The sequence below is a fragment of the Mycolicibacterium helvum genome (assembly GCF_010731895.1).
Lineage (GTDB): Bacteria > Actinomycetota > Actinomycetes > Mycobacteriales > Mycobacteriaceae > Mycobacterium > Mycobacterium helvum.
Genome location: NZ_AP022596.1, coordinates 4,166,599 through 4,192,487 on the forward strand (window position 1 = coordinate 4,166,599; position 25,889 = coordinate 4,192,487).

Here is a 25,889-nt window from a genome sequence, read left to right on the forward strand (position 1 = left end):
CCAGATCAGTTCAGGATCCGGTCGCCAGCACGCAGCAGCGCGCTGGGTAGATCGTGACCGATCAACGATCGCGCGACGGCCGCGGCACGGATAGCGGCCTCCAGGTCGATATCGACGTCAATCCCACTGTCGCGCAACAGGTACACGAGGTCCTCGGTGGCGATGTTGCCGCTGGCGCCGGGTGCGAATGGACAACCGCCCAGGCCGCCGACCGACGAGTCGAGCCGCGTGACCCCTGTCGCGACTGCGGCGTATGCGCTAGCCAGTCCGGAGCCGCGGGTGTTGTGGAAGTGCGCACCCAGCGGTAGGTCGCCGATGCGGGGTTTCACCTGGTTCATCAGCGAGGTGACGCGCCCGGGGGTGGTGGTGCCGATGGTGTCGGCGATAGCCAGCCGGTCGACGCCGGATTCGCATGCGGCGTCGACGATGTCGAGCACCCGCTGGACAGGAGTCGGGCCGTCGAACGGGCAGTCCCAGGCGGTGGCGATGATCACCTCGACACTGACGTCGGAGTCGTGGGCGATCGCCACGATGTCCGCGATCTGCGCGGTGGCTTCGGCGCTGCTGCGCCCGACGTTGGCGCGGCTGTGCGCGTCAGCGGCTGATACCACGTATTCGAGCGAGTGCAGACCGGCCGCGATCGCGCGCTTGGCTCCGTTGGGGCTGGCTACCAGTGCAGAGAATTCGATGTCGGGGTAGTCGGCCAAGCGGGCCGCCAACTCCGGCGCGTCAGCCAGGGCGGGAACCTTCGACGGGGAGACGAATGCCGTCGCCTCCACTTCGCGCACCCCCGTGGCGGCGATGGCGTCCAGCAGTTCCAGCTTGGCCGACAACGGAATTGGCTCTTCGATCTGTAAACCGTCGCGCAGGGCGACCTCCCGGATCGTGACGTGTTCCACTGGCCCGCTCACAGCACCCCCTTGGACTCGAGGTCGGCGATCTTCTCGGCCGGCAGGCTCAGCAGGTCGCCGTAGACCTCGGCGTTGTGCTGACCGGGGCGTGATGATCCCGCCGATCGGATGGTGCCCGGCGACTCGGACAGTACCGGGACCACACCCGGACCCTTGACGTTGCGGTCGATGCGCTCGTCCCAGTGATCGGCGATCATGCCCCGTGATACCAGCTGTGGGTCGGTGACGACTTCGGCCACGGTGTTGATCGGACCGCTGATGACGCCGGCCTCACTCAGGGTGCTGATGATGTCGGCGGGCTCGCGGGCCGCCGCCCAGTCGCCGATGATCTTGTCGAGCTCGTCCTGATTGCGGCCGCGGGCAACGTGATTGACGAACCGGTCATCGTCGGCGAGTTCGGGTTGACTCATCGCCGTGCACAACCGGCGGAACACGGTGTCCTGGTTGGCGGCGATCACGACCCAGCTGCCGTCGGCGCTGCGATAGATATTGGACGGCGCGATACCGTCCAGTCGGGTGCCTGACGGGCCGCGGACCACACCGCCGATGTCGTAGTCGGGGATCGTCGACTCCTGCACCGCCAGGCAGGATTCGGTCAGTGCCGCATCGACGATCTGACCCTCACCGGTAACGGTGCGCCGGTACAGCGCGGCCAGCGCGCCCTGCGCGGCGAACATGCCGGCCAGGCTGTCACCGAGCGACAGGGCCAGCCGGGGTGGGGGACCGCCGGGGAAGCCGTTCATATGACGCAGCCCGCTGGCGGCCTCGGCGACCGAAGCGTAACCGGCCTTTTTGGCCTCCGGTCCGGTCTGCCCATAGCCGGACACCCGGACGAGGATGATGCCCCGATTGCGTTCGCGCAGAACGTCGTAACCGAGGCCCCACTTCTCCAGCGTGCCGGGCCGGAAGTTCTCGACGATAACGTCGGACCGCTCGACCAGGTCGAGGAACAGATCGCGGCCCCGGGCTTCGCGCAGGTTGAGGGTGACGGACTTCTTGTTGCGGGCGTGCACCGTCCAGAAGAAGTGGTGGCCGTCCAGCTCGGCCTGCCCCCAGGTGCGCAACGGGTCGGGGGCGCCCGGCGGCTCGATCTTGATCACCTCGGCGCCCATATCGCCCAGCAGCCGGCCCGCGAACGGTCCCGAGATCAGCGTGCCGACCTCGATCACCCGAATGCCGTCCAAAGGCCCGGTCGGCCGTGTCGTTTCTCGGGTCGCTTCGCTACTGCCCTCCGGAGCCATCTAGTCCGCCTTTGCGAAGTCGTGCCGAATCAGCCAGTCGGTGACGATCCCGACCGCCTGGCGCAGCGTCTCGCGCTGGTCTGGCCCGGAGTAGTAGTGGTTGGCGCCGGGGATCTCGTACATCTCCTTGTCAGGATGCCCGATCGCCCCGAACAGCCGCCGAGTGTGGCTGGGCGTGCAGGCGTCATCGGCCAGATTGCCGATCACCAGCGCGGGCACCGCGATGTCCGGGCCGGCCTTCACGGCGTCACCGTTGGCGTCGTCATAACTCCACTGTGACAGCCAGCTCCGCAGTGTGCAGAAACGTGCCAGCCCGACCGGGCTCATGTTGACCACTCGGGGATCGCCGAGGTAGCAGGTGCCAGGCGCGCGCTCGTTGGGGTCGACAGTCGGGTCCAACCAGCGCGGATCAGCCATGGTGCCGTGCACGACAAAGGCGAACTCGTCATCGGGCCTGCCTGACGCCTTCAGCTCGGCGAGCTTTTCTTTGACCCACGTGGTGATCCGCCGGTTCCGGGCAATCTGCGCCGCGTGATAGCGCTCCAGGAATTCCGGGGTGTAGGGCGGCTGGTTAGGGTTATCCGGGTTGTACAGGTCGAGTTCGGGATCCCGCTTGGTCGGGTCGCTTTCGTCGAGGATCGAGGCGTCCATCCACTCGGTCATGGTGCCGTGCCTGCTGATGTGTGCGGCCAGCAGCATGATGCCGTCGGCGGGCAACAGACCGAGCGTGGTCAGATCCGGACCGTCGCCCGACGGGCTTGCGGTGATCGTCGGGTGCTGCGCCTGCTGCTGGTAGAACACCGACAGCGAGCCGCCGCCACTCCACCCGGCCAGGACCACCTTGGAATAGCCAAGCCGGTTCTTGGCGTCCTTGATGCACTCGCCGAGATCCTCGACGACCTTCTCCATCAGCAGTGCCGAGTCCGTGCCGCGGAAGCGGCTGTTGCAATAGATGACGTGATGCCCCGCGCGCGCCAGTGCGTTGATCATCGGCAGGTAGGCGCCACCGCCGATCGGGTGCATGAACACCAGCACGGTATCCGCTTGCGTGGTCGGTTTCAGCAGGTAACTTTCCAGCACGACCAGCTCCGCCACCCCACCGTAGACATCGCGGACGGCCGAATTGTTCTGGTAGGCAATCAGATACGGGATGCGCTCGTAGGTCCGTTTGACCGGAGTGGCCATTAGTGTTGCCCCAGATCGTTGGCCAGAACTTCCGGTGAGGGAACCAACCGCTTGCGGGTGTCGATGGCGATGACCTGCCAATCCACATGGGCGAAGTCGTCGAATTTTCGTCTGGCCCGTTCGCGCGCCTTCTCCGGCGCACCGTGGTGCACGCCCTGCGGGGCGTGGCTGATCAGTCCGGGTGGCATCGGGATGCCGTAGAGGGAACCGCCGTGGAAGAACGCGATCTCGTCGAAGTCCACGTTGCGGTGATACCAGGGCGTGCGTTCGGTGCCGGGCACCGATTCGGCCGGCTTGGGCAGGAAGTTGCAGACGTACACCCCGGTCGCCTCCATGAACAGATGGACCATCGGCGGCAGGTGCACGCTGTCGGAGGTGATGACGTTGTAGTCGTCGATATTGAAGGTGAATGCATAGTTGTCGCCGCGCCAGCCCTCGACGTCGATCGGATTGTGCGGATAGATCAGGGTCGTGGTCTCGACGCCGTCGATTGGCCGGTGATAGAGGCGCACCTCATATTCACCGTCGCGGTGGGGGCCGTCGCCGTCGTCGATGGCGACCGGATCCGGGATGACCGCCTGCGACGGGTCGAAGGGCCAGTGCCGGCCGAGTGGGCCGGCCGGCGGCACCCGGAACTCGTCGGTGGCCTCGATGATCAGCCAGGTGCTTCCCGCTGGGTCTGTCCCCGAGTCGCTACGGTCCTGCCCCGAGGATGGATTTTGCCGCCACGTGCATGCCTTGGGTATGTAGATCCAGTCGCCGACGCGGTAGGAGAGCGGGCCGAACTCGGTTTCCAGAGTTCCGCTGCCCTGATGGACGAAGCAGAGCAGGTCACCGTCGATGTAGCGCACGTAGAACGGCATCTCCGCCTCACGCCGGCTCAACGAGATGCGGCAGTCAGGGTTGCTGAACAGCACCAGCGGCGCACCGGCCGGGTCGGTCATATCGCTCGGTTTGAGCTCGTTGGAGAGCACGTCGAGCGGCCGCAACGGGCCGCTGGCCCGAAATGTGGTGGGATCGTTGCGGCGGTAGATATTGGCCGTCCGGCCGGCGAATCCACCCCGGCCCAACTCGTCGTCTTTGAGGCCGTCCAGGTCGGCGTGCAGCCGCCGTGGAGTCGTGCCTTTGCGCAGGTGAGTGAAGGATTCCATGGAATCTCCCGAGATCGGCGTGGCGGTGCGGGCATGCAGAAAACTAAAAGTGACATTAGTTTTGGTTTGGCCCTCTGACAAGGCCGGAAACACGTATGTGTAACGTGGCGGACTTTCACAGGTTCAAGACGACGTGTTTTACTCAACCTTGAAATCCGAGTGCCGGGGTCATAGAAAGCTGGGTGGGTTTGTGAAGTCCTTGTTTGACAAGGTGCGCGGGTGGCCGCGCCGATTCGCGGTTGCCGCAATCGTGACGGCGGCCCTTCCGGGCCTGATCGGCCTCGTCGGGGGATCCGCAACTGCGGGCGCATTCTCGCGCCCCGGCTTACCAGTGGAATACCTGATGGTTCCGTCGCCCTCGATGGGGCATGACATCAAGATCCAGTTCCAGAGCGGTGGCCCTAACTCTCCTGCGGTCTACCTGCTCGACGGCCTGCGGGCCCAGGACGACTTCAACGGCTGGGACATCAACACCCAGGCGTTCGAGTGGTACTACCAGTCCGGTCTGTCGGTCGTCATGCCGGTCGGTGGCCAGTCCAGCTTCTACGCCGACTGGTACTCGCCGGCTTGCGGCAAGACCGGTTGCCAGACCTATAAGTGGGAGACCTTCCTGACCTCCGAGCTGCCGCAGTGGCTGGCCGCCAATCGGGACGTCAAGCCCACCGGTAGCGCCGTGATCGGTCTGTCGATGGCTGGTTCGGCATCGCTGATCCTGTCGGTCTACCACCCCCAGCAGTTCATCTACGCGGGTTCGATGTCCGGCTTCCTGAACCCCTCCGAGGGTTCGTGGCCGTTCCTGATCAACATCTCGATGGGTGATGCCGGCGGCTTCAAGGCCAATGACATGTGGGGCCCGACGCAGGATCCCAACAGCGGTTGGAAGCGCAACGACCCGATGGTCCAGATTCCGACCATCGTCGCCAATGGCACCCGCATCTGGATCTACTGCGGTAACGGCCAGCCCGATGAGCTGGGTGGCGGCGACCTGCCGGCCACCTTCCTCGAGGGCCTGACTATTCGCACCAACATCACCTTCCGCGACAACTATCTCGCCGCGGGCGGTAAGAACGGTGTGTTCAACTTCCCCGACAACGGCACCCACAACTGGGCCTACTGGGGTCGCGAGCTTCAGGCGATGAAGCCCGACCTGCAGAAGCACCTGGGCGCTGCCTAAACAGTTCAACGAAAAGCGGGTCGCCGGTCTCAGTGCCGGCGGCCCGCTTTTTTCGTTGTTGATGGGCTAGAACCCGCCGGCGACCCGCACCACCGCGCGGCCGGAGTACTTTCCCGCGCGCACGTGGTCGATGACCGCGACGACATCCTTGACGTCGATCTCGTGGGTGACGTCGTCGAGGTGGCGGGGTTTCAGGTCACCGCCCAGTCGTTCCCACAGCGCCCGGCGCGGGCCGATGGGCAGTTGCACCGAGTCGATGCCTAGCAGCGAGACACCGCGCAGGATGAACGGCATCACGGTGGTGCTGAGGCCCGGGCCACCCGTCAGACCGCTGGCTGCGACGGCGCCGCCGTATTTCAGTGTGCTGATCACATCGGCCAGGGTGGCTCCGCCGACACAGTCGACAGCGCCGGCCCAGCGGGTCTTGCCCAGTGGGCGCGGCTTGGCGTCGGGGTCCTCGGGCAGCCGGCCGATAACGTCGGTGGCGCCCAGCGCCTTGAGGTGCTTGGTGGCCTCTGCCTTGCCGGTAGATGCCACCACGTCGTAGCCGGCAGCGGCGAGGATGTCGACGCTGACGGATCCGACGCCGCCGGTCGCGCCGGTCACCACGATCGGACCATCCTGCGGCGTGACGCCGTGAGCGATGAGCGCTTCGACGCTCATCGCGGCGGTGAAGCCGGCTGTGCCGATCGCCGCGCCTTCCCGTGGCGTCAGCGCGCCGAGCGCGACAACTTGGTCGGCGGGCAGCCGGGCGTACTCGGCGTAGCCGCCGTGGTGTCCGGTGCCGATGTCGTAGCCGTGCGCCAAAACCTGGTCGCCGACCGCGAATTCGGGGGATCGGGATTCCACGACTTCACCGGTGAGGTCGATGCCGGGCACGATCGGATACTGCCGGACCACCCCGCCCCGCGGGGTCAACGCCAGCGCGTCCTTGTAGTTGACGCTGGAATAGGCGACCCGGATGGTTACGTCGCCGGGTGGCAGCTCGGCCGCGTCGAGAGTCTCGATCGCAGCGGTGATCTGATCGCCGTCCTGACGTGCCAGCAGTGCTGTGAAGGAATCCATAGCCAAGACGGTAGCCCCCGTCGACGCCACAGCGGCGATCTCTTGGGTAAGACCGGTAAACCCATTGCGTGCGGCGCTCAGCGCGGGAAGCATTGCCCAGCATGCTCATCCATCCCTGGGACGCCGCACGTGATGCCACCGAATGGCGGGACTGGTTGGCGACGACCGACCGGTTCGGCGTGCTCGCGGTCAACAATGTGGACGGCACTGGAGCCCCGCTGCTGCTGCCTACCCACTTCACCCTGGCCGCCGACGAACTGTTGATCCATCTGGCACGGCCCAATCCGGTCTGGCCGCACCTGGAGGCCGCCGTCGAGGTGCGGCTGGCGGTGATCGGTGACTACGCCTACATCCCGACGTACTGGCGGGCCAGGGCCGGCGGTCCTGACGAAGACGGGGTGCCCACCAGTTACTACGCTTCCGTTCAATTCGTTTGCCGTCCAACCATTGTCGACGATCCGCAGGGCAAGGTCGAGATCCTGACGAGCCAGCTCGACGACTTCCAGCCCGAGGGCCGTCATGCCGAAGTCGCCGTCGGGGAAGACCCCTACGGCCGGATGTTGCCGGGCATCCGCGGCGTGCGGCTTGCCGTGGTGCGGGTGGAGGCCAAGTTCAAATACGACGACGCCAATCCCATCGAGCATCGGCAGCGGGTCATCGGCAGTCTTGAGGAGCGCGACCGCGGGCTCGACGCCGGGGCCGCCGCCCAGCAGCGGCGGCGGCTGTCGATGATCGGCGACTGGCGCACCCGTCGCGACCAGTCCTGACCATTGTGCTGGCTTCCGCCGCGTGTCCGCGCGGCCGGCTGAGCCTCAGTCGTCGACAGAGTCGGCAAGGCGGTGCAGCAGGTCGGTGAGGACCAGTTGCTCTGCGGCGGACAGGATGGAAAACAGTTCGTGCGCGGCGGCGGTGTAGGCGGTCGCCCAGGTTTCGGCCTGGCGCCGCCCCGCGGTGGTGGTCTGCAACCGGGTGACCCGGCGATCCGAGTCGTCGGCGAAGCGCTCGACGAGACCCTCGCGGACAAGCGCGTCGATCAGCGTCGATGCGGTGCCTTGGGTGATGCCGACCGCGCGAGCCAGATCGGTGAGGCGCACCGGACCGCAGCGATTCACCTCGAAAAGGACCTTCGAGCGGGGGGTCGATACTCCCTGGTCGCCGAGTCGCTCGTCGAGGGCGCGGACGAGTGTCTTACCGGCGCGGCCGAACGCGTCGGCAAGTTCGACGGCCTGCTGACGGGAATCGGAGTCGCGGGCTGAGCTTGAAATCTGGCGTCACCTCCCAGGGTTGACAGGAGCCTATCGCGCCAGCAATATAGTTTGATATCGAACAATTCGATCTCAACCTATTTCGTGAGAATGGAGTGACTGGCATGCAACGCTTTCCGCTGGCCGGCTACAACGTCCATCGCGTCGGATTCGGCGCCATGCAGCTTCCCGGGCCGGGTGTATTCGGACCGCCGCGCGACCGCGAGCAGGCACTGGCCGTGCTGCGCCGGGCCGTCGATGCCGGCGTCGACCACATCGACACCTCACAGTTCTACGGCCCGGACGTGGCCAATGAGCTGATCCGGGAGGCGTTGCATCCCTATGCCGACACCCTGGCGCTGGTGAGCAAGGTCGGCGCCCGCCGCGACGACCAGGGAGGCTGGCTGCCCGACAACGATCCCCACCGGTTGCGTGCGGGCATCGAGGAGAACCTGCGCACCCTCGGCGTCGACCGGCTGGCCGCGGTCAACCTACGGGTGATGGAGTCCGAACCCGATGCGTTGTTCACCGACCAGCTCGGCGCCATGATCACCGCCCGCGACGAGGGGCTGATCGCCGGGATCGGGCTGAGCAACGTCAGCCACGAGCAACTGCTGCATGCCCTGGAGCTCACCGACGTCGTGTGCGTGCAGAACCCGTTCAACCTCGTGGACCGCACATCGCAGCCCGTGCTCGATGAGTGCATCGCCCGTGATATCGCGTTTGTGCCGTTCTTCCCGCTCGGCTCGGCGTTCCATGAGGTGAACCCGGTGTTGACGCATCACCTCATCGAAGGCGCCGCCAAGCGGCTGGGGTACACCCCGGCGCAGATCGCGCTGGCGTGGACGCTCGGTGTCGCCGACAACGTGCTTCTCATCCCGGGCACGTCGTCGCTGGGGCACCTGGAGGAGAACCTTGCGGTCGCCGACATCGAACTCGACGAGGAAACTCAGCGCGAGCTGACCGCCGTCGCCTGATTACTTCAGCTCGGTCGACGACAGCCCGAGCAGCCGGCGGGCCACCACCAGCTGCTGGATCTGCTGGGTGCCTTCGAAGATGTCGAGGATCTTTGAGTCGCGAGCCCATTTCTCCAGCAGGGTCTGCTCGGAATAGCCTGCCGTTCCGGCCAATTCGACGGTCTTGAGGGTGATGTCGCTGGCCACCCTGGCGGCCTTTGCCTTACCCATCGACGCTTCTTTGGAGTTCGGGATCGCGTTGTCGGCTTGCCACGCTGACCGCACGGTCAAGAGGTAGCCGGCCTCCCAATCGGCCTCCATGCGAAGGAATTCCGCGGCGGCGGCGCTCTGCGCGTGGGCGGGCTTATCGTAGGAGATCTCCACACCAGCTTCGGTGAGTATCGCGCGGAGTTCCTCGAGTGCGGCCCGCGCCACTCCGACGGCCATCGCCGCCACGATCGGCCGGGTGCTGTCGAAGGTCTCCATGACCCCGGCAAAACCCTTCTCGACGTGGATCTCTGGGTCGCCGAGCAGATTCGTTTTCGGGATGCGGGCGTTGTCGAAACGGATCACCGCGGTGTCGGAGGCTTTGATGCCGAGCTTGTGCTCGAGGCGCTCGACGGTGACCCCCGGGTGCTCGCGCGGGACGATGAACGACTTGATGGCCGCGCGGCCCTTGGACTTGTCCAGCGTCGCCCACACCACGATATGGCTGGCCCGGGATCCGGCGGTGACGAAGATCTTCTCACCGTTTATCACGTATTCGTCGCCATCGAGGACCGCAGTAGTGGACACCGCCGCCGAGTCCGAACCGAACGACGGCTCGGTGATCGCCATTGCGGCCCAGACATTTTTGCCCAGGCTCTCCAGCTGCTCGTCGGTCGCCACCCCTGAGATGGCGGCATTGCCTAGGCCTTGGCGGGGGACCGACAGCAGCAGTGCGATATCTCCCCAGGAGATCTCTAGTGCGTTGAGCAACGCGGACATGTTGCCGCCGTTGACATTCCCCTTCGGTCCATCGTCGCTGTCGCGGAAGGCTTCCGTGCCGGCGAATGAAATCGTGTTGGCCTCCGACATCCCCTCGAACAGGGTGGCCAGCGTGTCCAGCTCGACGGGATAGGCATGCTCGGCGACGTCGTACTTGCGTGAGATCGGCCGCAGCATCTCGGCGGCAGCCTGGTGCGCCTTCTCTATCACGGCTTCGAGCTTGCGCGGCATTTCGAGATTGATTGCCATGACGGTCTTTTCCGTTCGTTGAGCGTGAGATTTACAGGACGACGACACCCTCGGCGACGCCGAGGGCCCGCAGGTCGCGGTACCAGCGCTCGACCGGGTGCTCCTTGGTGTAGCCGTGGCCGCCGAGTAACTGCACACCGTCAAGGCCAATCTGCATCCCCTTGTCGGTGCCCAGCTTCTTGGCGAGTGCGGCCTCGCGTGCGAACGGCAGTCCGCGTTCTGCGCGGGCGGCGCCGCGCCAGGTGATCAGCCTCAGGCCATCGAGTTCAATGGCGATATTGGCGCACATGAAGGCGACTGCCTGCCTGCGAGCGACAGGCTCACCGAAGGCCTCGCGTTCCTTCACGTAGGGAATCACGTAGTCGAGCACTGCGTGCGAGGTGCCGACGGCGAGCGCGGCCCAGCCCAAGCGCGACAACGCGATTGCCTCTGAATAGATCCGGGCGTAGTCGGCGTCGGTGCCATCTTCCTCACCCAGGCGTGCCGACAGCGGTACCGAGACCTTGTCCAGCTGCACCCGGCCGAGCGCGGCGGCGCGGATGCCCATGCTGGGATCGGCCTTCACCGACAGCCCCGGTGTGGCGGCCTCGACGATGAACAGTGCCGGCTTGCCGTTGAGTTGTGCTGCGACAATGAACAATTCGGCGTCGGCGGCGGCCGGGACCAGTGATTTGACCCCGTCGAGGCGATAGCCACTGGGGGTGCGCACCGCGGTGGTCTTCAACGCGGTCGGATCGAACAGGGCGTGTGGCTCGGCGATGGCAACACATGCTTGCGGGACGTTGTCGCCGGCGAAGTCATTGAGATAGGTGGCCTGCTGGTCGGCGCTGCCCCAGTGGGTCAGTGCCGATGCGACACCACCGGGCGCCAGGATCGGCAGGGCCAGTCCCATATCGCCGTAGGCCAGCGCCTCGGCCACCAGTGCGTTGGTGATCGTGCTGCGGTGCTCGGCGATACCGTCGAAGTCCTCGGGGACGTTGATCGCGGTGATCCCCAGCTCAGCGGCCTTGGCGATCAGGTCGGGGGGATAGGTCGCTGCGGCGTCGGCGTCGTGAGCGGCCGGACGCAGAATCTCCTCGGCGAATTCATCGACGGTCGCGACGATCATCTTCTGATCGTCATCAGGGGTGAGGTCGAAATAGTCGGCCCCACTGGGGCGTAGGCGGGTGGGCGGCTTGCCGATGCCTTGGATTTTCTTGAACTGCCGAGTGGCTGCACCGGCGGTCGAGAATGCCTGTTTGACGCCGTATTTCACGCCGCGGTTGAGCGGATCGCGCAGGTGGTAGCGGTCCAGGAAGTCCTGGCCGACCAGGGGCGTGATGAGCGCCAGCCCGACATCGGTCATGGACCGCTTGTGTTTGAACTGCCCGACCGCGCTATCGCGGGCCCGGGCGCTCGTTGATGGGGACGGGAGGGTGTTTGTCATTTTTTCATCAGCCTCGTCGACGGTGGGCGGTGCTGGTCAGATGCCGCTGAGCCTATCTTACTCCAAAGTAAGGTAGATCTCGGACCCGTTGTCCATGTTGGGTCTTGTCGGTTAGGTCACAGCTCCGCGTTCGAGGCCGGGTACTAAGTGCCGGCTAGGCGCGCCAGGGTCTCGTCGTGCAGCAGTCCGTTGGTGGCGACGGCGTGCCCGCCGTGCGGGCCGGGCTGCCCGTGGAGGTTGGTGAAAGTGCCGCCGGCCTCGCGCACCAGGATGTCCAGCGGGGCCAGATCCCACAGCTTGACCTCGGGTTCGGCGGCGATGTCGACGGCTCCCTCGGCGACCAGGCAGTAGTTGAAGAAGTCGCCGTAGCCGCGCACCCGCCACACGGCGTCGGTCAACTCGATGAACTGTTCGCGCAGGCCCAGTTCGGCCCAGCCCGACAGGCTGGAAAAGGACAGGCTGGCAGATCCCAGGTCGGCGACTGCTGACACCGATAGTTTGCGGGCCGGCCCGCCGCCGGTACTGGCGAAGGCGCCGAGTCCGCGGCCGGCCCACCAACGCCGGTTCAATGCGGGTGCGCTGACTACACCGACGATCGGCACGCCGTCTTCGAGCAGTGCGATCAGGCTCGCCCACACCGGGACACCGCGCACGAAGTTCTTCGTGCCGTCAATCGGGTCGATCACCCACTGCCTGCCGGCGAAGGCCGCTGTCCCGCCATACTCCTCGCCGAGAACGGCGTCGTCGGGGCGTTGACGGGACAGGATCGCCCGCAGGTTGGCCTCGACGGCCTCGTCAGCGTCGGTGACCGGTGTCAGGTCGGGTTTGGTGTCGATGCGCAGATCCAGCGCCCCGAACCGGTCGAGGGTGATTGCGTCGGCCCGGTTGGCGAGTTCGACTGCCACCGAGAGGTCCGCCTGTACACCGTGGCTGCTCATGGCAGCAGTCCTACCATGGCCGCATGTGGGAATTCGCGGTGATACTGCTGATCGTCGGTGCGCTGGTCCTCGTTGTGGGCCCGCGCTTCATGCGTCGCGGCCCACGGGGCGAGGTGGTGCAGGGCACGCTGCTGGTGACGGGGGTGAGCCCGCGCCCGGACGCCACCGGTGAGCAGTACGTCACGATCAGCGGCGTCATCAACGGTCCCACCGTCAACGAGCACGTGGTTTATACGCGGATGGCGGTCGATGTGAACAGCTGGCCAACCATGGGACAGCTCATTCCGGTTGCGTATTCACCGAAGAATCCGGACAACTGGTCCTTCGCGCCGGCCCAGCCGCCGCAGCCGTACTAAGTCCGCGGCAGCCTCAGTCGGCTTCGGCGAAAAAATGCCCGGCTCATTGAGATCGACGCTGGCGCGGCCGCTTGTCGAACGTGTGCACTTCGGCGTCGATTTCGGCGGAGCGATTCGAGAACGCGGTTGGCGCTCAGGGCCGGGCAGCGATCCCGTGCCGGTGTTGGAGAGGTTTTCTAGGCGCGCGGTGCGTCCACGTGCTGGTCGATGATGCGGTCGATCACCGCGAGCAGCCCCTCGTCGAGTTCGGTCCGTGGCTGGCCGCCGAGCGCGCTGAACAGCGCGTGGTGATAGAGGCCGTCACCGATCAGCTTGATCGTGCGTGCCACGTCACGGTCGCCGAGCGCCTCGGTCAACACGCTCAACCACTGATCGGAGATCGTCTCGATCGCCGCCCGGGCCTGAGGATCGCCGGCCTGCTGCAGCCGGGCGACCGCGACGAGGGTGCGGTCCAGGGGTGTGTTCGCGTAGTGCGATGTGCGGATGTAGTGCCGCGCGGGTCCGTCGGGTGCGTTGCGCATTTTCTCGACATCGTCGGCCGCCAGGGCGATCAACCGATCGCAGAGCGCCTCGGCGAGCTGATCCTTGGCGGGGAAGTGGTAGAGCAGGCCGCCCTTGGACACCCCGGCTCGGGCCGCTACGGCGTCCAGCGTGGCGTGACGCTCTCCATCGACGGCCAGCGCGTCGGCGTAGGCATCAAGAATGCGCTCGCGCGAGGTCGACATTCGCCGAGTTTATCGGTTTCCCACTGTACCGTCTGGACGGTACAGTGGGAGAACTAGAACTAATTGAGGGAAGTGATATCCGTGCGCGCCTATATGGAGCTCTTTCGGGTTCCGGGCGTGGTCAGTGTGACCACCTCACAGCTGTTTGCCCGACTGCCGCTGGGCATGCTGTCGCTGGCGATCCTGCTGCACGTGCAGGCCCAGACCGGGTCGTACGCGGTGGCGGGTGCGGTGGTGGCGTTCACCAGCATCGGCGAGGCGGTGGCGATGCCGATGACGGCCCGCCTGCTCGGCCGGATCGGGATGGCGCCGACCCTGGTGTGGGCCGCCTTGGTCAACGGCATCAGCATGCTGGCGCTGGCGTTCGTCCACGTCCCCACCGCGTACCTCATGGTCTTGGGCTTCCTGATCGGTGCCTCGGTGCCGCCGCTGTTGCCTGCGGTCCGTGCGCTGTACCCGCAGATGGTCCCAGGAACCGGGCTGCGCGCGCTGTTCGCGCTCGATACCACTGCGCAGGAACTCATTTGGGTGATCGGCCCGGTGGCCGCCACATTCCTGGCATCGGCGATATCGACCGCGATCCCGCTGCTGTTCTCCGCGGCGGTCACGGTGGTGGGGACCATCTGGTTCTTGCTCAGTGCTCGCCAGTTCCGGCCGAACATCGTCAACAACAGGGTCGCGTTCGGCAAGGTCCTGGCCAACCAGGCCGTGATCCTGGCCATGGTCGCCAGCCTTGCACTGGTCGCGTCGTTCACGGCACTGGAAGTCGGCGTGCTCGCCCTGTTCGGCAACCACAACCTCTCCGCCGGTATTGCGCTCGCGGCGACCGGCGTCGGCTCGCTACTCGGCGGCGTGTTGTTCGGGCATCGCCACCTGGGCGTGCGCGGCTTGGCCCTGGCGATGGCGGTCGTCGCCGCAGGCACGGCACTGTTCGGGCTGGTTGATGGGTACGGACTGCAACTCGCCGCCTTGTTCGTGTCCGGGCTCGGCTTCGCGCCCGCGCTGGCCGCGCTCTACGTGATGGTGTCGCACGAGATCGCTGACCACTCCACCGCCGAGGCGTTCGGATGGCTCAACAGCGGCGCCCTTGTTGGCGGCGCGCTGGGCACCGCGATCGGTGGCGTGGTCGCCGATAGCTACAGTCCGTTCGCGGTCGTCATGGTCTCGGCCGCCTTGGCCCTGGCCGCCGCATCCACGCCGCTCATCGCACGCACGGCTGGTCCCGTTAGTGGTCTGTCTCGTGAGCCGGTGACCTGCGAGGTCTGATCGCTAGCCGTGGCCGATCCGCAATAGCTCGGCGACGTTGGCGACCTTCACCCGCGGCCGGCCGTGCGGTTCGCCGGCGGTGCGTTCGTAGGCGTCGATGGCCTGCCAGTGGTCGTCGGTCACCAGCTTCGGCTGCCGGTCCACCAGCCACCGGACCAACTCGTCGGCGTAGTCCGGTCCGACCTCGGCCAGCTGCGCGCCTTCGAGGTCAGCCAGCAGGGTGTCGACGGTGTCCTGGGAGTCCTTCTTGTTGGTGCCGATGATTCCCGACGGGCCTCGCTTGATCCAGCCCACGACGTATTCGTTGGTGCTGCCGGCGATGCGGCCGTCCTCGTGCGGGATGGTGCCGGCACCTTCGTCGAATGGCAGGCCAGGCACCGGGACGCCCTTGTAGCCGACCGCGCGCACCACAAGTTGGACGGGCAGCGCCTCGCGCTCGCCGGTGTCCTTGGCGACGACTCGCCCGCTCTCGTCGGAGACCAGCTCGTTGCGGCCGAGCACGATCTCTTCCACCCGCTGGTCGCCGTGGATCTCGATCGGCGACGTCCGGAAGCGGAACACGATGCGACGGTGCCCGGCGGTGTGCTCCCGCTCGGCGTAATCGCGCAGCACCTTGATGTTGGCCTTGGCGATCTTGCCCGCCGCTTCGGCATCCTCGTCGGTGATGTCGGCGAGATCCGCCGGATCAATCACCACGTCGACGCCCTCGAGCTCACCGAGCTCGCGCATCTCCAGCGTCGTGATGGCGGACTGCAACGGACCGCGGCGACCCAGAATGATCACCTCCTCGACACCCCGGTCGTGCAGTGATTGCAGCGCGTGGTCGGCGATGTCGGTGTTGGCCAGCGCGTCAGGATCGGTCACCAGGATGCGGGCGACGTCGATGGCGACGTTGCCGTTGCCGACCACGACGGCCCGGCCGCTGGTGATGTCGGGGGCCATCTCCTCGAAATGCGGGTGCGCGTTGTACCAGCCGACAAAGTCGACGGCGGCCACGCTGCCGGGCAGCTCCTCGCCCGGGATGCGCAGCGCACGGTCGGACTGCGCGCCGACCGCATAGACCACTGCGTCGTAGCGCTCGGTCAACTCGGCGGCCTGGACGTCCCTGCCGACGGTGATGTTTCCGAAGAAGCGGAACCGCGGATCGTTCGACGTCTTCTCGAAGGTCTTGCTGATCGACTTGATCTTCGGATGGTCGGGCGCGACCCCGGAGCGCACCAGCCCCCACGGGGTGGGCAGCATCTCGAGCATGTCGACGCGAACATCCGGTCCACCGGCGCCGACAGAGCCGTCGGCGAACCTCAGCAGCGACGCCGCCGCGAAGTATCCCGAGGGGCCAGCACCGACGATCGCGACATAGTAAGGACGCATTCTCGCGCTTTCTGTCCGGACTCGGCTGCGCGCAAGGGGCTGTCGCGTCGTAGTCGAGAAGCACCGCGATGGGCTGCGCGGCGCACAATCCTGGTTACGAAAGTGATGTTAGACGCGCGATCGGCACAACCACCCCAGAAGGCCCAGCAGCCGCTGTGGATCACAACGTGTCGCGACGCCGGTACCCTGAGGACCCGTGGACCTCGATCGTCAGTCAGATATCGCCGCCCTCGATTCCACCTTGACGACGGTGGAACGAGTGCTCGACGTCGATGGTCTGCGCGCCAAGATCGAGAAGCTCGAGCACGAGGCCGCCGATCCGAATCTGTGGAACGACCAGAGCCATGCTCAACGCGTCACCAGCGAGCTGTCCCATGCTCAGGGGGAGCTGCGCCGGGTCGAAGGCTTGCGGGGCCGTCTCGACGACCTGCCGGTGCTCTACGAGATGGCTGCCGAGGAAGAAGGTGACGGCGCCGCGGACGCCCTCGCCGAAGCTGACGCCGAGCTGAAGTTACTGCAGACCGACATCGAAGCGCTGGAGGTCCGGACCCTGCTGTCCGGTGAGTACGACGAGCGCGAGGCGCTGGTGACCATCCGCTCTGGCGCCGGTGGTGTGGACGCCGCGGACTGGGCCGAGATGCTGATGCGGATGTACATCCGCTGGGCCGAGCAGCACAAATACCCGGTGGAGGTCTTCGACACCTCCTACGCCGAAGAGGCCGGCATCAAGAGTGCGACGTTCGCGGTGCACGCGCCGTACGCGTACGGCACGCTGTCGGTCGAACAGGGCACCCACCGGCTGGTGCGGATCAGCCCGTTCGACAACCAGAACCGCCGCCAGACGTCGTTCGCCGACGTGGAGGTGCTTCCGGTGACCGAGACCACCGATCACATCGACGTTCCCGAGCAGGATGTACGCGTGGACGTCTACCGCTCCAGCGGCCCCGGCGGTCAGTCGGTCAACACCACCGACTCGGCGGTCCGACTCACGCACATCCCCACCGGCATCGTCGTCACCTGTCAGAACGAGAAGTCGCAGCTGCAGAACAAGGTGTCTGCGATGCGCGTGCTGCAGGCCAAGCTCCTGGAACGCAAACGCCGGGAGGAACGCGCCGAGATGGACGCACTCAAGGGCGACGGCGGCAGCTCCTGGGGCAATCAGATGCGCTCCTACGTTCTGCACCCCTACCAAATGGTCAAGGATCTGCGCACCGAATACGAGGTGGGCAGTCCTTCGGCGGTCCTGGATGGGGACATCGACGGATTCCTGGAGGCAGGGATCCGGTGGCGTAACCGACGAGATGACGAAGACGACTAGCTACCTGGCGTTCCCGTTCGCCGATCGCTGGCATGACTTCTGGCATGGCACGATCGGCGAGTGGATCCTGACCAGGGGTCTGCGGATCACGCTGCTGGTCCTCGGCGGCCTGCTGGCTGCCCGGTTCATCAACTGGTTGGCACAGAAGATCTCCCGGCGCATCGATGCCGACTTTCGGGAGAGCGACGCACTGGTCCGCTCGGAAAGCGCCAAGCACCGCCAGGCCGTGGCGTCGGTCATCTCCTATGTGGCGATCGCGCTGCTGGCGGTGATGGTCGTCGTCGAAGCCACCGATGTGCTCGAGGTTCCGGTCAGCTCGCTGGTCGCACCCGCGGCTGTTCTGGGTGCGGCGCTGGGCTTCGGCGCCCAGCGCATCGTCCAGGACCTGCTGTCTGGTTTCTTCATCATCACCGAAAAGCAGTACGGGTTCGGTGATCTGGTGTCGCTGACGGTGGCCGGCATCGCCAAGGAGGCGACGGGCACCGTCGAGGACGTCACGCTGCGGGTGACCAAGCTCCGATCGTCGGAAGGCGAAGTGCTCACCATCCCCAACGGGCAGATCGTCAAGACCCAGAACTTGTCCAAGGATTGGGCGCGAGCCGTCATCGACATCCCGGTGCCGACCACCGCAGACCTCAACCGAGTCAATGACGTGCTGCACGGGGTATCGGAAAAGGCGATCGCCGATCCTGGGCTGAAGGACCTGCTTCTGGACGCCCCGCAGCTGATGGGAGTGGAAAGTATTGAACTCGACACCGTCAACCTGCGCATGGTGGCGCGCACGCTGCCCGGTAAGCAGTTCGAGGTCGGCCGCAAACTTCGTGTCCTGGTGATCGCCGCGTTGATGCGGGCGGGTATCGCCAGCCCGTCCGACGGTTCGCCGATGGTCGAGGCCATCGTGCACCCGGCCACCGCAGGCGGTGCCGAACAGACCCAGGGCCCGGTGACGCCGAAGTGAGGTTGATCCCGACTCGGCGAGAAGGCCGCGGCTGGCCGCAGTACATCCTGTGGGGGCGCGTCCGTACGTCCACCGCAGCCCTGCTTGCCTCGTTCATCGCCGTCTGGTGGCTGTATGCGACCTACCAGCCCGCGCCGCCAGCCCCGGAACCGGCCAACCAGGTCGTCCCGCCGGGCTTCATTCCCGATCCGTCGTATACGTGGGTGCCGCGTACCGAGGTTCGGCAGCCGGTCACGACCACCACCACGACGACGACGACCCCGACGACCACCACGACGACGGAGACGACCGAGCCGACCACATCGGAGACGTCTCCAACATCGCCCACGTCCCCGACCTCGCCGACAACGACCACGTCGGTCGCGCCGCCGCCGTTCCAAGCACCTGGACTACCGACGCCGACACCCACGTCGGTTCCATCGCCGGCGCCGGTGCCGGGGCAGGGGCCGATGGTCACGCCAGCGGCTCCCACGCAGTAATCGGCCGGACGGCTACACTGGCGTGCCGTGATGATCACCCTCGACCATGTCAGTAAGCAGTACAAGTCGTCGGCGCGGCCTGCCCTCGACAATGTCAGCGTCAAGATCGACAAGGGTGAGTTCGTCTTCCTCATCGGCCCGTCGGGCTCGGGCAAGTCGACGTTCATGCAGCTGCTGCTGGCCGAGGAGACGCCCACCTCCGGTGAGCTCCAGGTGTCGAAGTTTCACGTCAACAAGCTCTCGGGTCGGCATATCCCCAAGCTGCGACAGGTGATCGGCTGCGTGTTCCAGGACTTCCGGCTGCTACAGCAGAAGACCGTGTTCGAGAACGTGGCCTTCGCGCTCGAGGTGATTGGCAAGAAACCAGACACCATCAACCGGGTGGTTCCCGAAGTGCTCGAGATGGTGGGTCTGTCGGGCAAGGCCAACCGGCTGCCCGCTGAGCTGTCCGGCGGCGAGCAGCAGCGGGTGGCGATCGCGCGGGCCTTCGTCAACCGCCCACTGGTGCTGCTGGCTGACGAGCCCACCGGCAACTTGGACCCGGAAACCAGCAAGGACATCATGGATCTGCTCGAACGGATCAACCGGACGGGCACCACCGTCGTGATGGCCACCCACGACCACCACATCGTCGACTCCATGCGGCAGCGTGTGGTGGAGCTGTCCCTGGGCAGGCTCGTCCGCGATGAGAAGCGTGGTATCTACGGAATGGATCGTTAAGTGCGCTTCGGCTTCCTGATCAACGAGGTCTTCACCGGACTTCGCCGCAACGTCACCATGACCGTGGCGATGATCCTGACCACGGCGATCTCGCTCGGCTTGTTCGGCGGCGGTCTGCTGGTTCTACGCATGGCCGAGCAGTCGCGCCACATCTATCTCGACCGCGTCGAGAGCCAGGTGTTTTTGACCGACGACATCTCGTCCAACGATCAGACCTGCGACGGCGACCTCTGTAAGGCGTTGCGCGCCAAGATCGAGGCCCGCAACGACGTCAAGTCGGTGCGGTTCCTCAATCAAACGGACGCCTACAACTTCGCACTGGTGAAGCTCCCGCAACTCGCAAAAGACGCCACGAAGGACAAGTTCCCGGCATCGTTCATCGTCAAGCTCGACGATCCGGACAAGCATGAAGATTTCGACAAGGCGATGCAGGGCCAGCCCGGCGTGCGCGGCATCCTCAATCAGAAGGACCTGATCGATCGACTGTTCGCTGTGCTCGACGCGATGTCGAAGGTCACGTTCGCGATCGCGGTGGTGCAGGCAGTCGGCGCGGTTCTGTTGATCGCCAACATGGTTCAAGTGGCGGCCTACACCAGGCGTACCGAGATCGGCATCATGCGGATGGTGGGTGCGACGCGCTGGTACACCCAGCTGCCGTTCCTGTTGGAGGCCATGCTGGCCGCGTTCATCGGTGTCGTCATCGCAGTGGTCGGGCTGGTCCTGGTGCAGGCGTTTTTCTTGGATGACGCCCTCAAGCAGTTCTATACGGCGAATCTGGTCGCCCGCGTCGATTGGCGAGATATCGCCGTGTATGTCGCGCCGTGGATGACCGGTGTCGGTCTGGCGATGTCGGGTCTCACTGCCTACGTCACGCTGCGCCTATATGTGCGGAAATAGCCGTGGCCAAGAAAGCTGACCGCAAACCGGATCGGACGATCGTCGCCACCAATCGCAAGGCACGGCACAACTATTCGATCCTCGACACCTACGAGGCCGGCGTGGTGTTGCAGGGCACCGAGGTCAAGAGCCTGCGTGAAGGTCATGCGTCACTGGCCGACGCGTTCGCGACCGTCGACGACGGCGAGATCTGGCTGCGCAACCTGCACATCCCGGAGTATCACCACGGCACGTGGACCAACCACGCGCCGCGGCGCAATCGCAAGCTGCTGCTGCACCGCAGCCAGATCGACACGTTGGTGGGCAAGATCCGGGACGGCAACCTGACGTTGGTGCCGCTGTCGCTGTACTTCACCGACGGCAAGGTCAAGGTCGAGTTGGCGTTGGCACGCGGTAAGCAGGCACACGACAAGCGGCAAGACCTGGCCCGCCGCGACGCGGAGCGTGAGGTGATCCGGGAGCTCGGCCGCCGGGCCAAGGGCAAGTTCTGATCGGGGTCCTGCTCGCGCTGGCATCCGCAATCGGCTACGGCGTCAGCGATTTCGTCGGGGGCATCGCGTCGCGGCGGGTGGCCGCCCTGCGCGTCGTACTGGTCTCTTACCCGCTGGCGATGGTCCTGCTCGGCATCCTGGCCGTCGTCGTCGGCGGCACGATCTCCACCCCGGCGGTGGTGTGGGGTGCGCTGTGCGGAATCAGCCAGGCGTTCGGCGTGTGGTGGTTCTACGCCGCGCTCGGTTCCGGCCCGATCTCGGTGGTCTCGCCGTTGACGGCGGTGCTCGTGGCCGGCGTCCCGGTGAGCGTAGGACTGGCGTTGGGGGAGCGGCCCGGCCTGATCGCCGGAATCGGCACCATGCTGGCGCTACTCGCGGTCGTCTTGGTCAGCCGCGAGGCCACCGACGAGGACGTGCGTCCGCACCGGTTCACCGCGACGGTCGCTTGGCTGACCGTCGGCTCGGGTCTGGCGTTCGGACTCAACTTCGTGCTGATCCACCAGGCCCCGGTCGATGCCCACCTCTGGCCGTTGTTCTTCGCGCGGGTGTCGGCGACGGCGGTCGTGCTCCTGGTGGCCGCGTTCACCGGGAACTTCCATGCGCCGCGCGGCTTTCCACTGACGATGGCGGTGGCGGCGGCGCTGTTGGACACCGGCGCCAACGTGGCGATGCTGCTGGCGTTGCAGGCCTCGATGCTGTCACTGGCCAGTGTGCTGATGTCGCTCTATCCGGCGGCGACGGTGCTGCTGGCCATCGTGGTGCTGCGTGAGCGTGTCACTCGCTGGCAGGTGCTCGGCATGGTGCTGGCACTGGTGGCCGTGGGGATGATCTCGATCCGCTAGCGAAAGAATCGCAGCTGTAGACAATTTCGCGGGCGTAGATCACGATCAGCACGTGTTGTCGAAGCCCCGCGGAGTGCTTGCCGTGTCGTTGGTCGCGCTGATGGTGGCCGGGTGCAGTGATCCCGAGACGCCGCCGACGGCGGAACCCGAGTCAACGGCATCGGCGGTCATCGCCTCACCAGGACGCGCCACGCTGAACCAGTACCTGGATCAGGACATTGAGTGGAGCACCTGTCCCGAGCGCCCCGATGCCCAATGCGGATCGATCACCGTTCCGATCGACTACGCCAATCCCGACGATGCGTCGATCGCAATGCCTGTCATCCGGGTACCGGCAACCGACCCCAACAGCCGACTCGGCGTGCTCACGTTCCCGCCAGGCGGACCCGGGTCATCCGGCTTCGACCACGTCCTGAACTCTGCCGACGATCCGGCGATGATGCGTCTCGGTGAGCGTTACGACCTGATCGGATGGGATCCCCGCGGCTTCGGTCGCTCAGCGGCAATCCAGTGTCTGTCCGATGACGAGATGGACGACTATCTCGCTACCGATTTCGTGCCGACTGACGACGCGGGCGTCGACCGGGTGATCGCGGCTCACCGTGAATTCGCCGACGGCTGCGCACGCAACGCGGGCCAACTGCTCGGCTTCGTCGGCCCGGAAGTTGTCGTCAAAGACATGGACATCCTTCGATCGGCACTCGGTGAGGAACGCCTCAACATCCTGGGCATCTCGTACGGCACGTCCTTGGCCCAGCATTACGCCCAACAATTCGGCGACCGGCTCGGCAGAATGGTGCTGGATTCGGTTGACAACCCGGCAACGGATGCTGGCGTCGACTCTTATGATGACGACGCCAATGCGACTGATCCCCAAGCTGATTCCGACCCGGGGTTCTCCAGCGAGATCGATGACCCCGACAAAATTGTCACTATGATTCTCGCCAGATGCACTGAGCAGGAAGACTGCGCACTCGGACAAGATCATGATGCCGCCCAAGCCGCACTCAGTGCTCTGATCGACAAGGTCACCGCAAAACCGATCCCGCTGCCCGATGGCCGCCAGCTGGGGATCAGCATGCTGCTGACCGCGGCCTTCCAGGCGACGTATGCCGAAGAAGAATGGCCCGACCTCACCCGCGGAATAGCCGACGCCCTCAACGGCGACGACGGAACCAAGCTGGCTTCACTCGCCGACTACTTCGACGGTCGAGATTCCTCAGGCCACTATAACCACAAGCGCGACTACTTCTGGTCGGTGCTGTGTCTAGCGGGTGATCCTAGCGCCTACCGGAAGAGGTCGGACCAGGAAATCACGGCACATCTGAATCGCGATGCCAGCCAGAGTGCTTCTCGTTCACCACTGTTCGGCGCGTTCGACGCCTACAGCAAGTCCGTCTGCAGTTTCTGGCCGCTACCCCCGACGGTCGCTCCCGCACCCATCGTCCTCGACAACCTTCCGCCGATCCTGCTGGTCAACAACACCGGTGATCCGGCCACGCCCGCCGCAGACGCTCAGGTGGTGGCCGACGCGCTGAAGGGCTCGGTTCTGGTGCTCAGTCAGCGTGACGACCACGATGCCTTCGGGCACGGCTCGCAGTGCATCGACGATATCGTCGTGAACTACTTCTTCGAGGGAACACTGCCGCCCCCCGGCACCCGGTGCGGCTGAGATCAGCGCAGCGGCTCGCTGGGCACGTCGTAGCGCTCCTGGTAGGCGCTGACCTTCTCGCGCAGCTCGGCGGCATTCAGTCCGGTATCAGCCCAGGTGTAGCGGTTACCGCCGCCGTCACCCGGATTGGCCGAAAGGTGTTCGCGCATGCGCTGTTCGGCGACCGGTGTCAGTTCCCGGCCTAATCGGTCATAGATAGTGCTGATCGTGTCGAACGGATCGCGCATGAAGTCGGCGAACCGCACATTGATGATCCGGTCGGGTCCGATCACCCCGTCGTCGATCATCTGCATCGACCGCTCGAGCCCTAACAGGATCTCATCACTGCACAACCCGGCGGCACGCTGAACGGATGCACCGTCGCTGGCCAGCTTCTGCAGGTGAGCGATCAGCGCGCTGATCGAAGAGATCACCACCAGCGGATCACGATGTGTCTGAACCAGAATCGCGTCGGGATACTCGGCGACGAGCTTGTCGAGCTGCCAGAGGTGAGCCGGAGTCTTCAGCAGCCACTGGCCGGGTACACCGGATTGCAGGTGCTGGAGGAACTTGTGGTGATAACGGTAGGCGGCGGTGTGATCTGCTTCGTGCATCAACCAGTGGGCGTAGTTGGGCAGTCGGTACTGCGTGCTGTAGATCATGCTGCAGAACGTTCCCGCGGTGATTCGCACGCACTCTTGGCCGAAGCGCGCACTCATCGGATGCCACTTCATGAACCCGGGCATCAGCTGTTCGGTCATCTCCAGCTGTGCCTGGATCTCGTCGATCCGCGGATCGGTCGCATAGGTCTCGGGCTGGGGGACCGGGAACGGTCGGTCGACCTCCCAGGTCAGAGGAGCCCGCAGATCGGGGTCCTCGGCGAGCAGGTCGTAGAGGATCGTGGTGCCGGTGCGCGGCTGGCCCATGATGATGATCGGCCGCTCGATCCGCTCGTCAGCCACCTCGGGATGGTCCTTGCGCCAGCCGGTGATCTGCAGGCGATTACGCAGCGGCACCAGGATGTCGGCGGCGGCGACTTCGGTGCCCAACGGCGACAGATCGGCCTCGGCGACGAAGTCGTCGACCAGTCGGTCCAGGTTGTCGCGCCAGCCGTCGTCGTCGCCGAAGTCGTCGCATCCGGCGAGTTCACATGCCTGTTCGATCATCTTGTCCGGATCGAGCCGGGCTGCCACCGCACTGGTCATCGCTGACACTCCTTTTCCAGTAGGCGAACTGAAACATCGGGTGCGTTCGGGTTGTCCAGCCACCGGACGATCACGAAGCCGCGTCCGCGTCCGCCGGTGTCCAGCCAGTAGCCGTCGCCGATGTCCTCGGCGCCGATCGTCAGGCGGACATTGCCGTCCGGGTCGGCGGCCACACCCTTGTTGGTCACCGAGCTGGTGCGTACCCGCGGTTCGAGGCATTCGTGCCAGATGCTCTCCAGAGTGACTGACCAATACCGGGTTTCGGGCGGTTGGAAGGTCAGTTGCAGGCTCTGGTGTGGCTCGAGGTCGAACATGCCGAGCATGTAGAGGTTGTCGGGAGTGGTGTTCTCGCCCCCCAGGTTCTCCGCACCTGACGTGATGAGGATGTTGGGGGAGTCCAGCAGGTCGGGCCGCACGGTGCGGTGCAAGGTGGTGAGCTTGACGATGGTCCAGCCCATCGCGGTGAGCTGGCCGGCCAGCGCCTCATCGGTGAGCGCCGCGGGTGGCGGTGCCTGGCCGAGTAGCGAGATATGAAGTTGCACAGGGATTTCAGTGGTTGGATCGCCCACGTAATCGCGCACCACGATCGAGGTGGCGTCGTCGGGGATCTCGATCCACTGGGCGCCGGCCAGGTCGCTGTCGGCCGGGCGGGCGGCGGAGAAGACGACGTTGAACCGCCCGCCGTCGTCGAGGACCAGATCACGATCGGACAGGTAATTGCTCATCCGGCGCGGGTTCATTCCGGTGCCGGCCAAGACCTGTAGGCCCAGATAGGCCGACGTACCCCTGGTGCCGGTCACGCGGTAGGCCCGGTCGCCGCTGATCATGGCCAGCGGGTAGGAGCCGTGCGGATTGGGTCCGCCGACGAGGCGGACCGGGGTGCTCATGTCGACGAAATGCGGGTGGTCGGGGTCGACGTCCACCGACAATTCGGTGCACAGTGCGCTCACGCGGTTGAGCACGCGCAGCCCCTCGAGCAGCTCGCGTTCGTCGCGGGCGTCTTCGGTGATCTGGCTGGTCAGGTCGTCGAGGACCTTGCGGACGAATCCCCAGGCCTCTAGCGACTTTTCGCCACTCATGCGC

General features: G+C 65.6%; 26 protein-coding genes. 12 read left to right on the forward strand and 14 right to left on the reverse strand.

The features are described 5' to 3' along the window. Positions 1–5 precede the first annotated feature (5 nt). Genes G6N38_RS19550 through G6N38_RS19565 form a run of 4 tightly spaced genes read right to left on the reverse strand, consistent with a single transcriptional unit; the run spans position 6 to position 4,488 of the window. Positions 6–911 (reverse strand): hydroxymethylglutaryl-CoA lyase, encoded by a 906-nt coding sequence (locus G6N38_RS19550; RefSeq protein ID WP_163749714.1) that lies wholly within the window; start codon positions 909–911, stop codon positions 6–8. Further along, positions 908–2,152: a CaiB/BaiF CoA transferase family protein gene (locus tag G6N38_RS19555; RefSeq protein ID WP_163749715.1), complete on the reverse strand. Its 1,245-nt coding sequence runs from the start codon at positions 2,150–2,152 to the stop codon at positions 908–910. Before G6N38_RS19555 ends, G6N38_RS19550 begins: the two co-directional genes overlap by 4 nt. Then, positions 2,153–3,337: an alpha/beta hydrolase family protein gene (locus G6N38_RS19560; RefSeq protein WP_163749716.1), complete on the reverse strand. Its 1,185-nt coding sequence runs from the start codon at positions 3,335–3,337 to the stop codon at positions 2,153–2,155. Further along, entirely contained in the window at positions 3,337–4,488 is a 1,152-nt protein-coding gene (locus G6N38_RS19565) for a homogentisate 1,2-dioxygenase (protein WP_163749717.1), read from the reverse strand. Before G6N38_RS19565 ends, G6N38_RS19560 begins: the two co-directional genes overlap by 1 nt. A gap of 190 nt (positions 4,489–4,678) precedes the next feature. Here G6N38_RS19565 and G6N38_RS19570 point away from each other — a divergent pair, with 190 nt between their 5' ends. Beyond that, positions 4,679–5,662, forward strand: a complete 984-nt coding sequence (locus G6N38_RS19570) for an esterase family protein (RefSeq protein ID WP_163749718.1) — start codon at positions 4,679–4,681, stop codon at positions 5,660–5,662. A gap of 66 nt (positions 5,663–5,728) precedes the next feature. On the opposite strand, the gene G6N38_RS19575 is transcribed toward G6N38_RS19570, so the two are convergent. Continuing rightward, positions 5,729–6,727 (reverse strand): oxidoreductase, encoded by a 999-nt coding sequence (locus G6N38_RS19575; protein ID WP_163749719.1) that lies wholly within the window; start codon positions 6,725–6,727, stop codon positions 5,729–5,731. Positions 6,728–6,828: 101 nt separating this feature from the next. Between G6N38_RS19575 and G6N38_RS19580 the strand changes: the two genes are divergently transcribed. Beyond that, the gene (locus G6N38_RS19580) at positions 6,829–7,494 is read left to right on the forward strand and encodes an FMN-binding negative transcriptional regulator (RefSeq protein WP_163749720.1); all 666 of its coding nucleotides are present in this window, start codon (positions 6,829–6,831) and stop codon (positions 7,492–7,494) included. Positions 7,495–7,539: 45 nt separating this feature from the next. Here G6N38_RS19580 and G6N38_RS19585 read toward each other — a convergent pair whose 3' ends face one another. After that, on the reverse strand, positions 7,540–7,839 hold the full coding sequence (locus G6N38_RS19585) for a MarR family winged helix-turn-helix transcriptional regulator (protein WP_246227321.1): 300 nt from the start codon (positions 7,837–7,839) through the stop codon (positions 7,540–7,542). Between the two features lie 257 nt (positions 7,840–8,096). Here G6N38_RS19585 and G6N38_RS19590 point away from each other — a divergent pair, with 257 nt between their 5' ends. Next, positions 8,097–8,948 carry an oxidoreductase gene (locus G6N38_RS19590; RefSeq protein WP_163749721.1) on the forward strand — a complete coding sequence of 284 codons (852 nt, stop codon included), beginning with the start codon at positions 8,097–8,099 and terminating at the stop codon, positions 8,946–8,948. Here the strand turns inward: G6N38_RS19590 and G6N38_RS19595 are convergent, their stop codons facing one another. From G6N38_RS19595 to hisN, 3 genes are all read right to left on the reverse strand, one after another. Beyond that, positions 8,949–10,163: an acyl-CoA dehydrogenase family protein gene (locus G6N38_RS19595; RefSeq protein WP_163749722.1), complete on the reverse strand. Its 1,215-nt coding sequence runs from the start codon at positions 10,161–10,163 to the stop codon at positions 8,949–8,951. Positions 10,164–10,194: 31 nt separating this feature from the next. After that, complete coding sequence (locus tag G6N38_RS19600; protein WP_163749723.1) at positions 10,195–11,589, reverse strand: acyl-CoA dehydrogenase family protein; 1,395 nt, start codon at positions 11,587–11,589, stop codon at positions 10,195–10,197. Between the two features lie 143 nt (positions 11,590–11,732). Then, positions 11,733–12,527: a histidinol-phosphatase gene (hisN, locus tag G6N38_RS19605; RefSeq protein ID WP_163749724.1), complete on the reverse strand. Its 795-nt coding sequence runs from the start codon at positions 12,525–12,527 to the stop codon at positions 11,733–11,735. A gap of 23 nt (positions 12,528–12,550) precedes the next feature. On the opposite strand from hisN, the gene G6N38_RS19610 reads away from it, so the two are divergent. Continuing rightward, positions 12,551–12,883: a hypothetical protein gene (locus G6N38_RS19610; RefSeq protein ID WP_163749725.1), complete on the forward strand. Its 333-nt coding sequence runs from the start codon at positions 12,551–12,553 to the stop codon at positions 12,881–12,883. A 176-nt stretch (positions 12,884–13,059) separates the two neighbouring features. On the opposite strand, the gene G6N38_RS19615 is transcribed toward G6N38_RS19610, so the two are convergent. Further along, positions 13,060–13,608: a TetR/AcrR family transcriptional regulator gene (locus tag G6N38_RS19615; RefSeq protein WP_163749726.1), complete on the reverse strand. Its 549-nt coding sequence runs from the start codon at positions 13,606–13,608 to the stop codon at positions 13,060–13,062. Between the two features lie 81 nt (positions 13,609–13,689). On the opposite strand from G6N38_RS19615, the gene G6N38_RS19620 reads away from it, so the two are divergent. Beyond that, positions 13,690–14,874, forward strand: coding sequence for an MFS transporter (locus G6N38_RS19620; protein ID WP_163749727.1), 1,185 nt, complete (start codon positions 13,690–13,692; stop codon positions 14,872–14,874). A 3-nt stretch (positions 14,875–14,877) separates the two neighbouring features. Here the strand turns inward: G6N38_RS19620 and G6N38_RS19625 are convergent, their stop codons facing one another. Beyond that, positions 14,878–16,245 carry an FAD-dependent oxidoreductase gene (locus G6N38_RS19625; RefSeq protein ID WP_163749728.1) on the reverse strand — a complete coding sequence of 456 codons (1,368 nt, stop codon included), beginning with the start codon at positions 16,243–16,245 and terminating at the stop codon, positions 14,878–14,880. A gap of 196 nt (positions 16,246–16,441) precedes the next feature. Here G6N38_RS19625 and prfB point away from each other — a divergent pair, with 196 nt between their 5' ends. Then, positions 16,442–17,563: a peptide chain release factor 2 gene (gene prfB, locus G6N38_RS19630; protein ID WP_163749729.1), complete on the forward strand. Its 1,122-nt coding sequence runs from the start codon at positions 16,442–16,444 to the stop codon at positions 17,561–17,563. Then, positions 17,547–18,521, forward strand: a complete 975-nt coding sequence (locus G6N38_RS19635) for a mechanosensitive ion channel family protein (RefSeq protein WP_163749730.1) — start codon at positions 17,547–17,549, stop codon at positions 18,519–18,521. The genes prfB and G6N38_RS19635 overlap by 17 nt, the downstream gene beginning before the upstream one ends. 121 nt (positions 18,522–18,642) lie before the next feature. On the opposite strand, the gene G6N38_RS31260 is transcribed toward G6N38_RS19635, so the two are convergent. Further along, entirely contained in the window at positions 18,643–18,978 is a 336-nt protein-coding gene (locus G6N38_RS31260; RefSeq protein WP_179968414.1) for a hypothetical protein, read from the reverse strand. Positions 18,979–19,030: 52 nt separating this feature from the next. On the opposite strand from G6N38_RS31260, the gene ftsE reads away from it, so the two are divergent. From ftsE to G6N38_RS19665, 5 genes are read left to right on the forward strand one after another with little or no spacing between them, the layout of a single operon-like run. After that, a complete protein-coding gene (gene ftsE, locus G6N38_RS19645; protein ID WP_163752125.1) occupies positions 19,031–19,720 on the forward strand; it encodes a cell division ATP-binding protein FtsE in 690 nt (229 codons plus the stop codon). Beyond that, positions 19,721–20,617: a permease-like cell division protein FtsX gene (ftsX, locus tag G6N38_RS19650; protein ID WP_163749731.1), complete on the forward strand. Its 897-nt coding sequence runs from the start codon at positions 19,721–19,723 to the stop codon at positions 20,615–20,617. Positions 20,618–20,619: 2 nt separating this feature from the next. Continuing rightward, positions 20,620–21,108 (forward strand): SsrA-binding protein SmpB, encoded by a 489-nt coding sequence (gene smpB, locus G6N38_RS19655; RefSeq protein WP_163694439.1) that lies wholly within the window; start codon positions 20,620–20,622, stop codon positions 21,106–21,108. Beyond that, positions 21,105–21,950 carry a DMT family transporter gene (locus G6N38_RS19660; RefSeq protein ID WP_407663001.1) on the forward strand — a complete coding sequence of 282 codons (846 nt, stop codon included), beginning with the start codon at positions 21,105–21,107 and terminating at the stop codon, positions 21,948–21,950. The genes smpB and G6N38_RS19660 overlap by 4 nt, the downstream gene beginning before the upstream one ends. A gap of 52 nt (positions 21,951–22,002) precedes the next feature. Beyond that, positions 22,003–23,622 (forward strand): alpha/beta fold hydrolase, encoded by a 1,620-nt coding sequence (locus G6N38_RS19665; RefSeq protein WP_163749732.1) that lies wholly within the window; start codon positions 22,003–22,005, stop codon positions 23,620–23,622. A 2-nt stretch (positions 23,623–23,624) separates the two neighbouring features. On the opposite strand, the gene G6N38_RS19670 is transcribed toward G6N38_RS19665, so the two are convergent. Together G6N38_RS19670 and G6N38_RS19675 are read right to left on the reverse strand one after the other, a co-directional pair. Beyond that, entirely contained in the window at positions 23,625–24,806 is a 1,182-nt protein-coding gene (locus tag G6N38_RS19670) for a sulfotransferase family protein (RefSeq protein WP_163749733.1), read from the reverse strand. Beyond that, positions 24,803–25,885 (reverse strand): DUF1214 domain-containing protein, encoded by a 1,083-nt coding sequence (locus G6N38_RS19675; protein ID WP_163749734.1) that lies wholly within the window; start codon positions 25,883–25,885, stop codon positions 24,803–24,805. The genes G6N38_RS19670 and G6N38_RS19675 overlap by 4 nt, the downstream gene beginning before the upstream one ends. Positions 25,886–25,889: the final 4 nt, after the last annotated feature.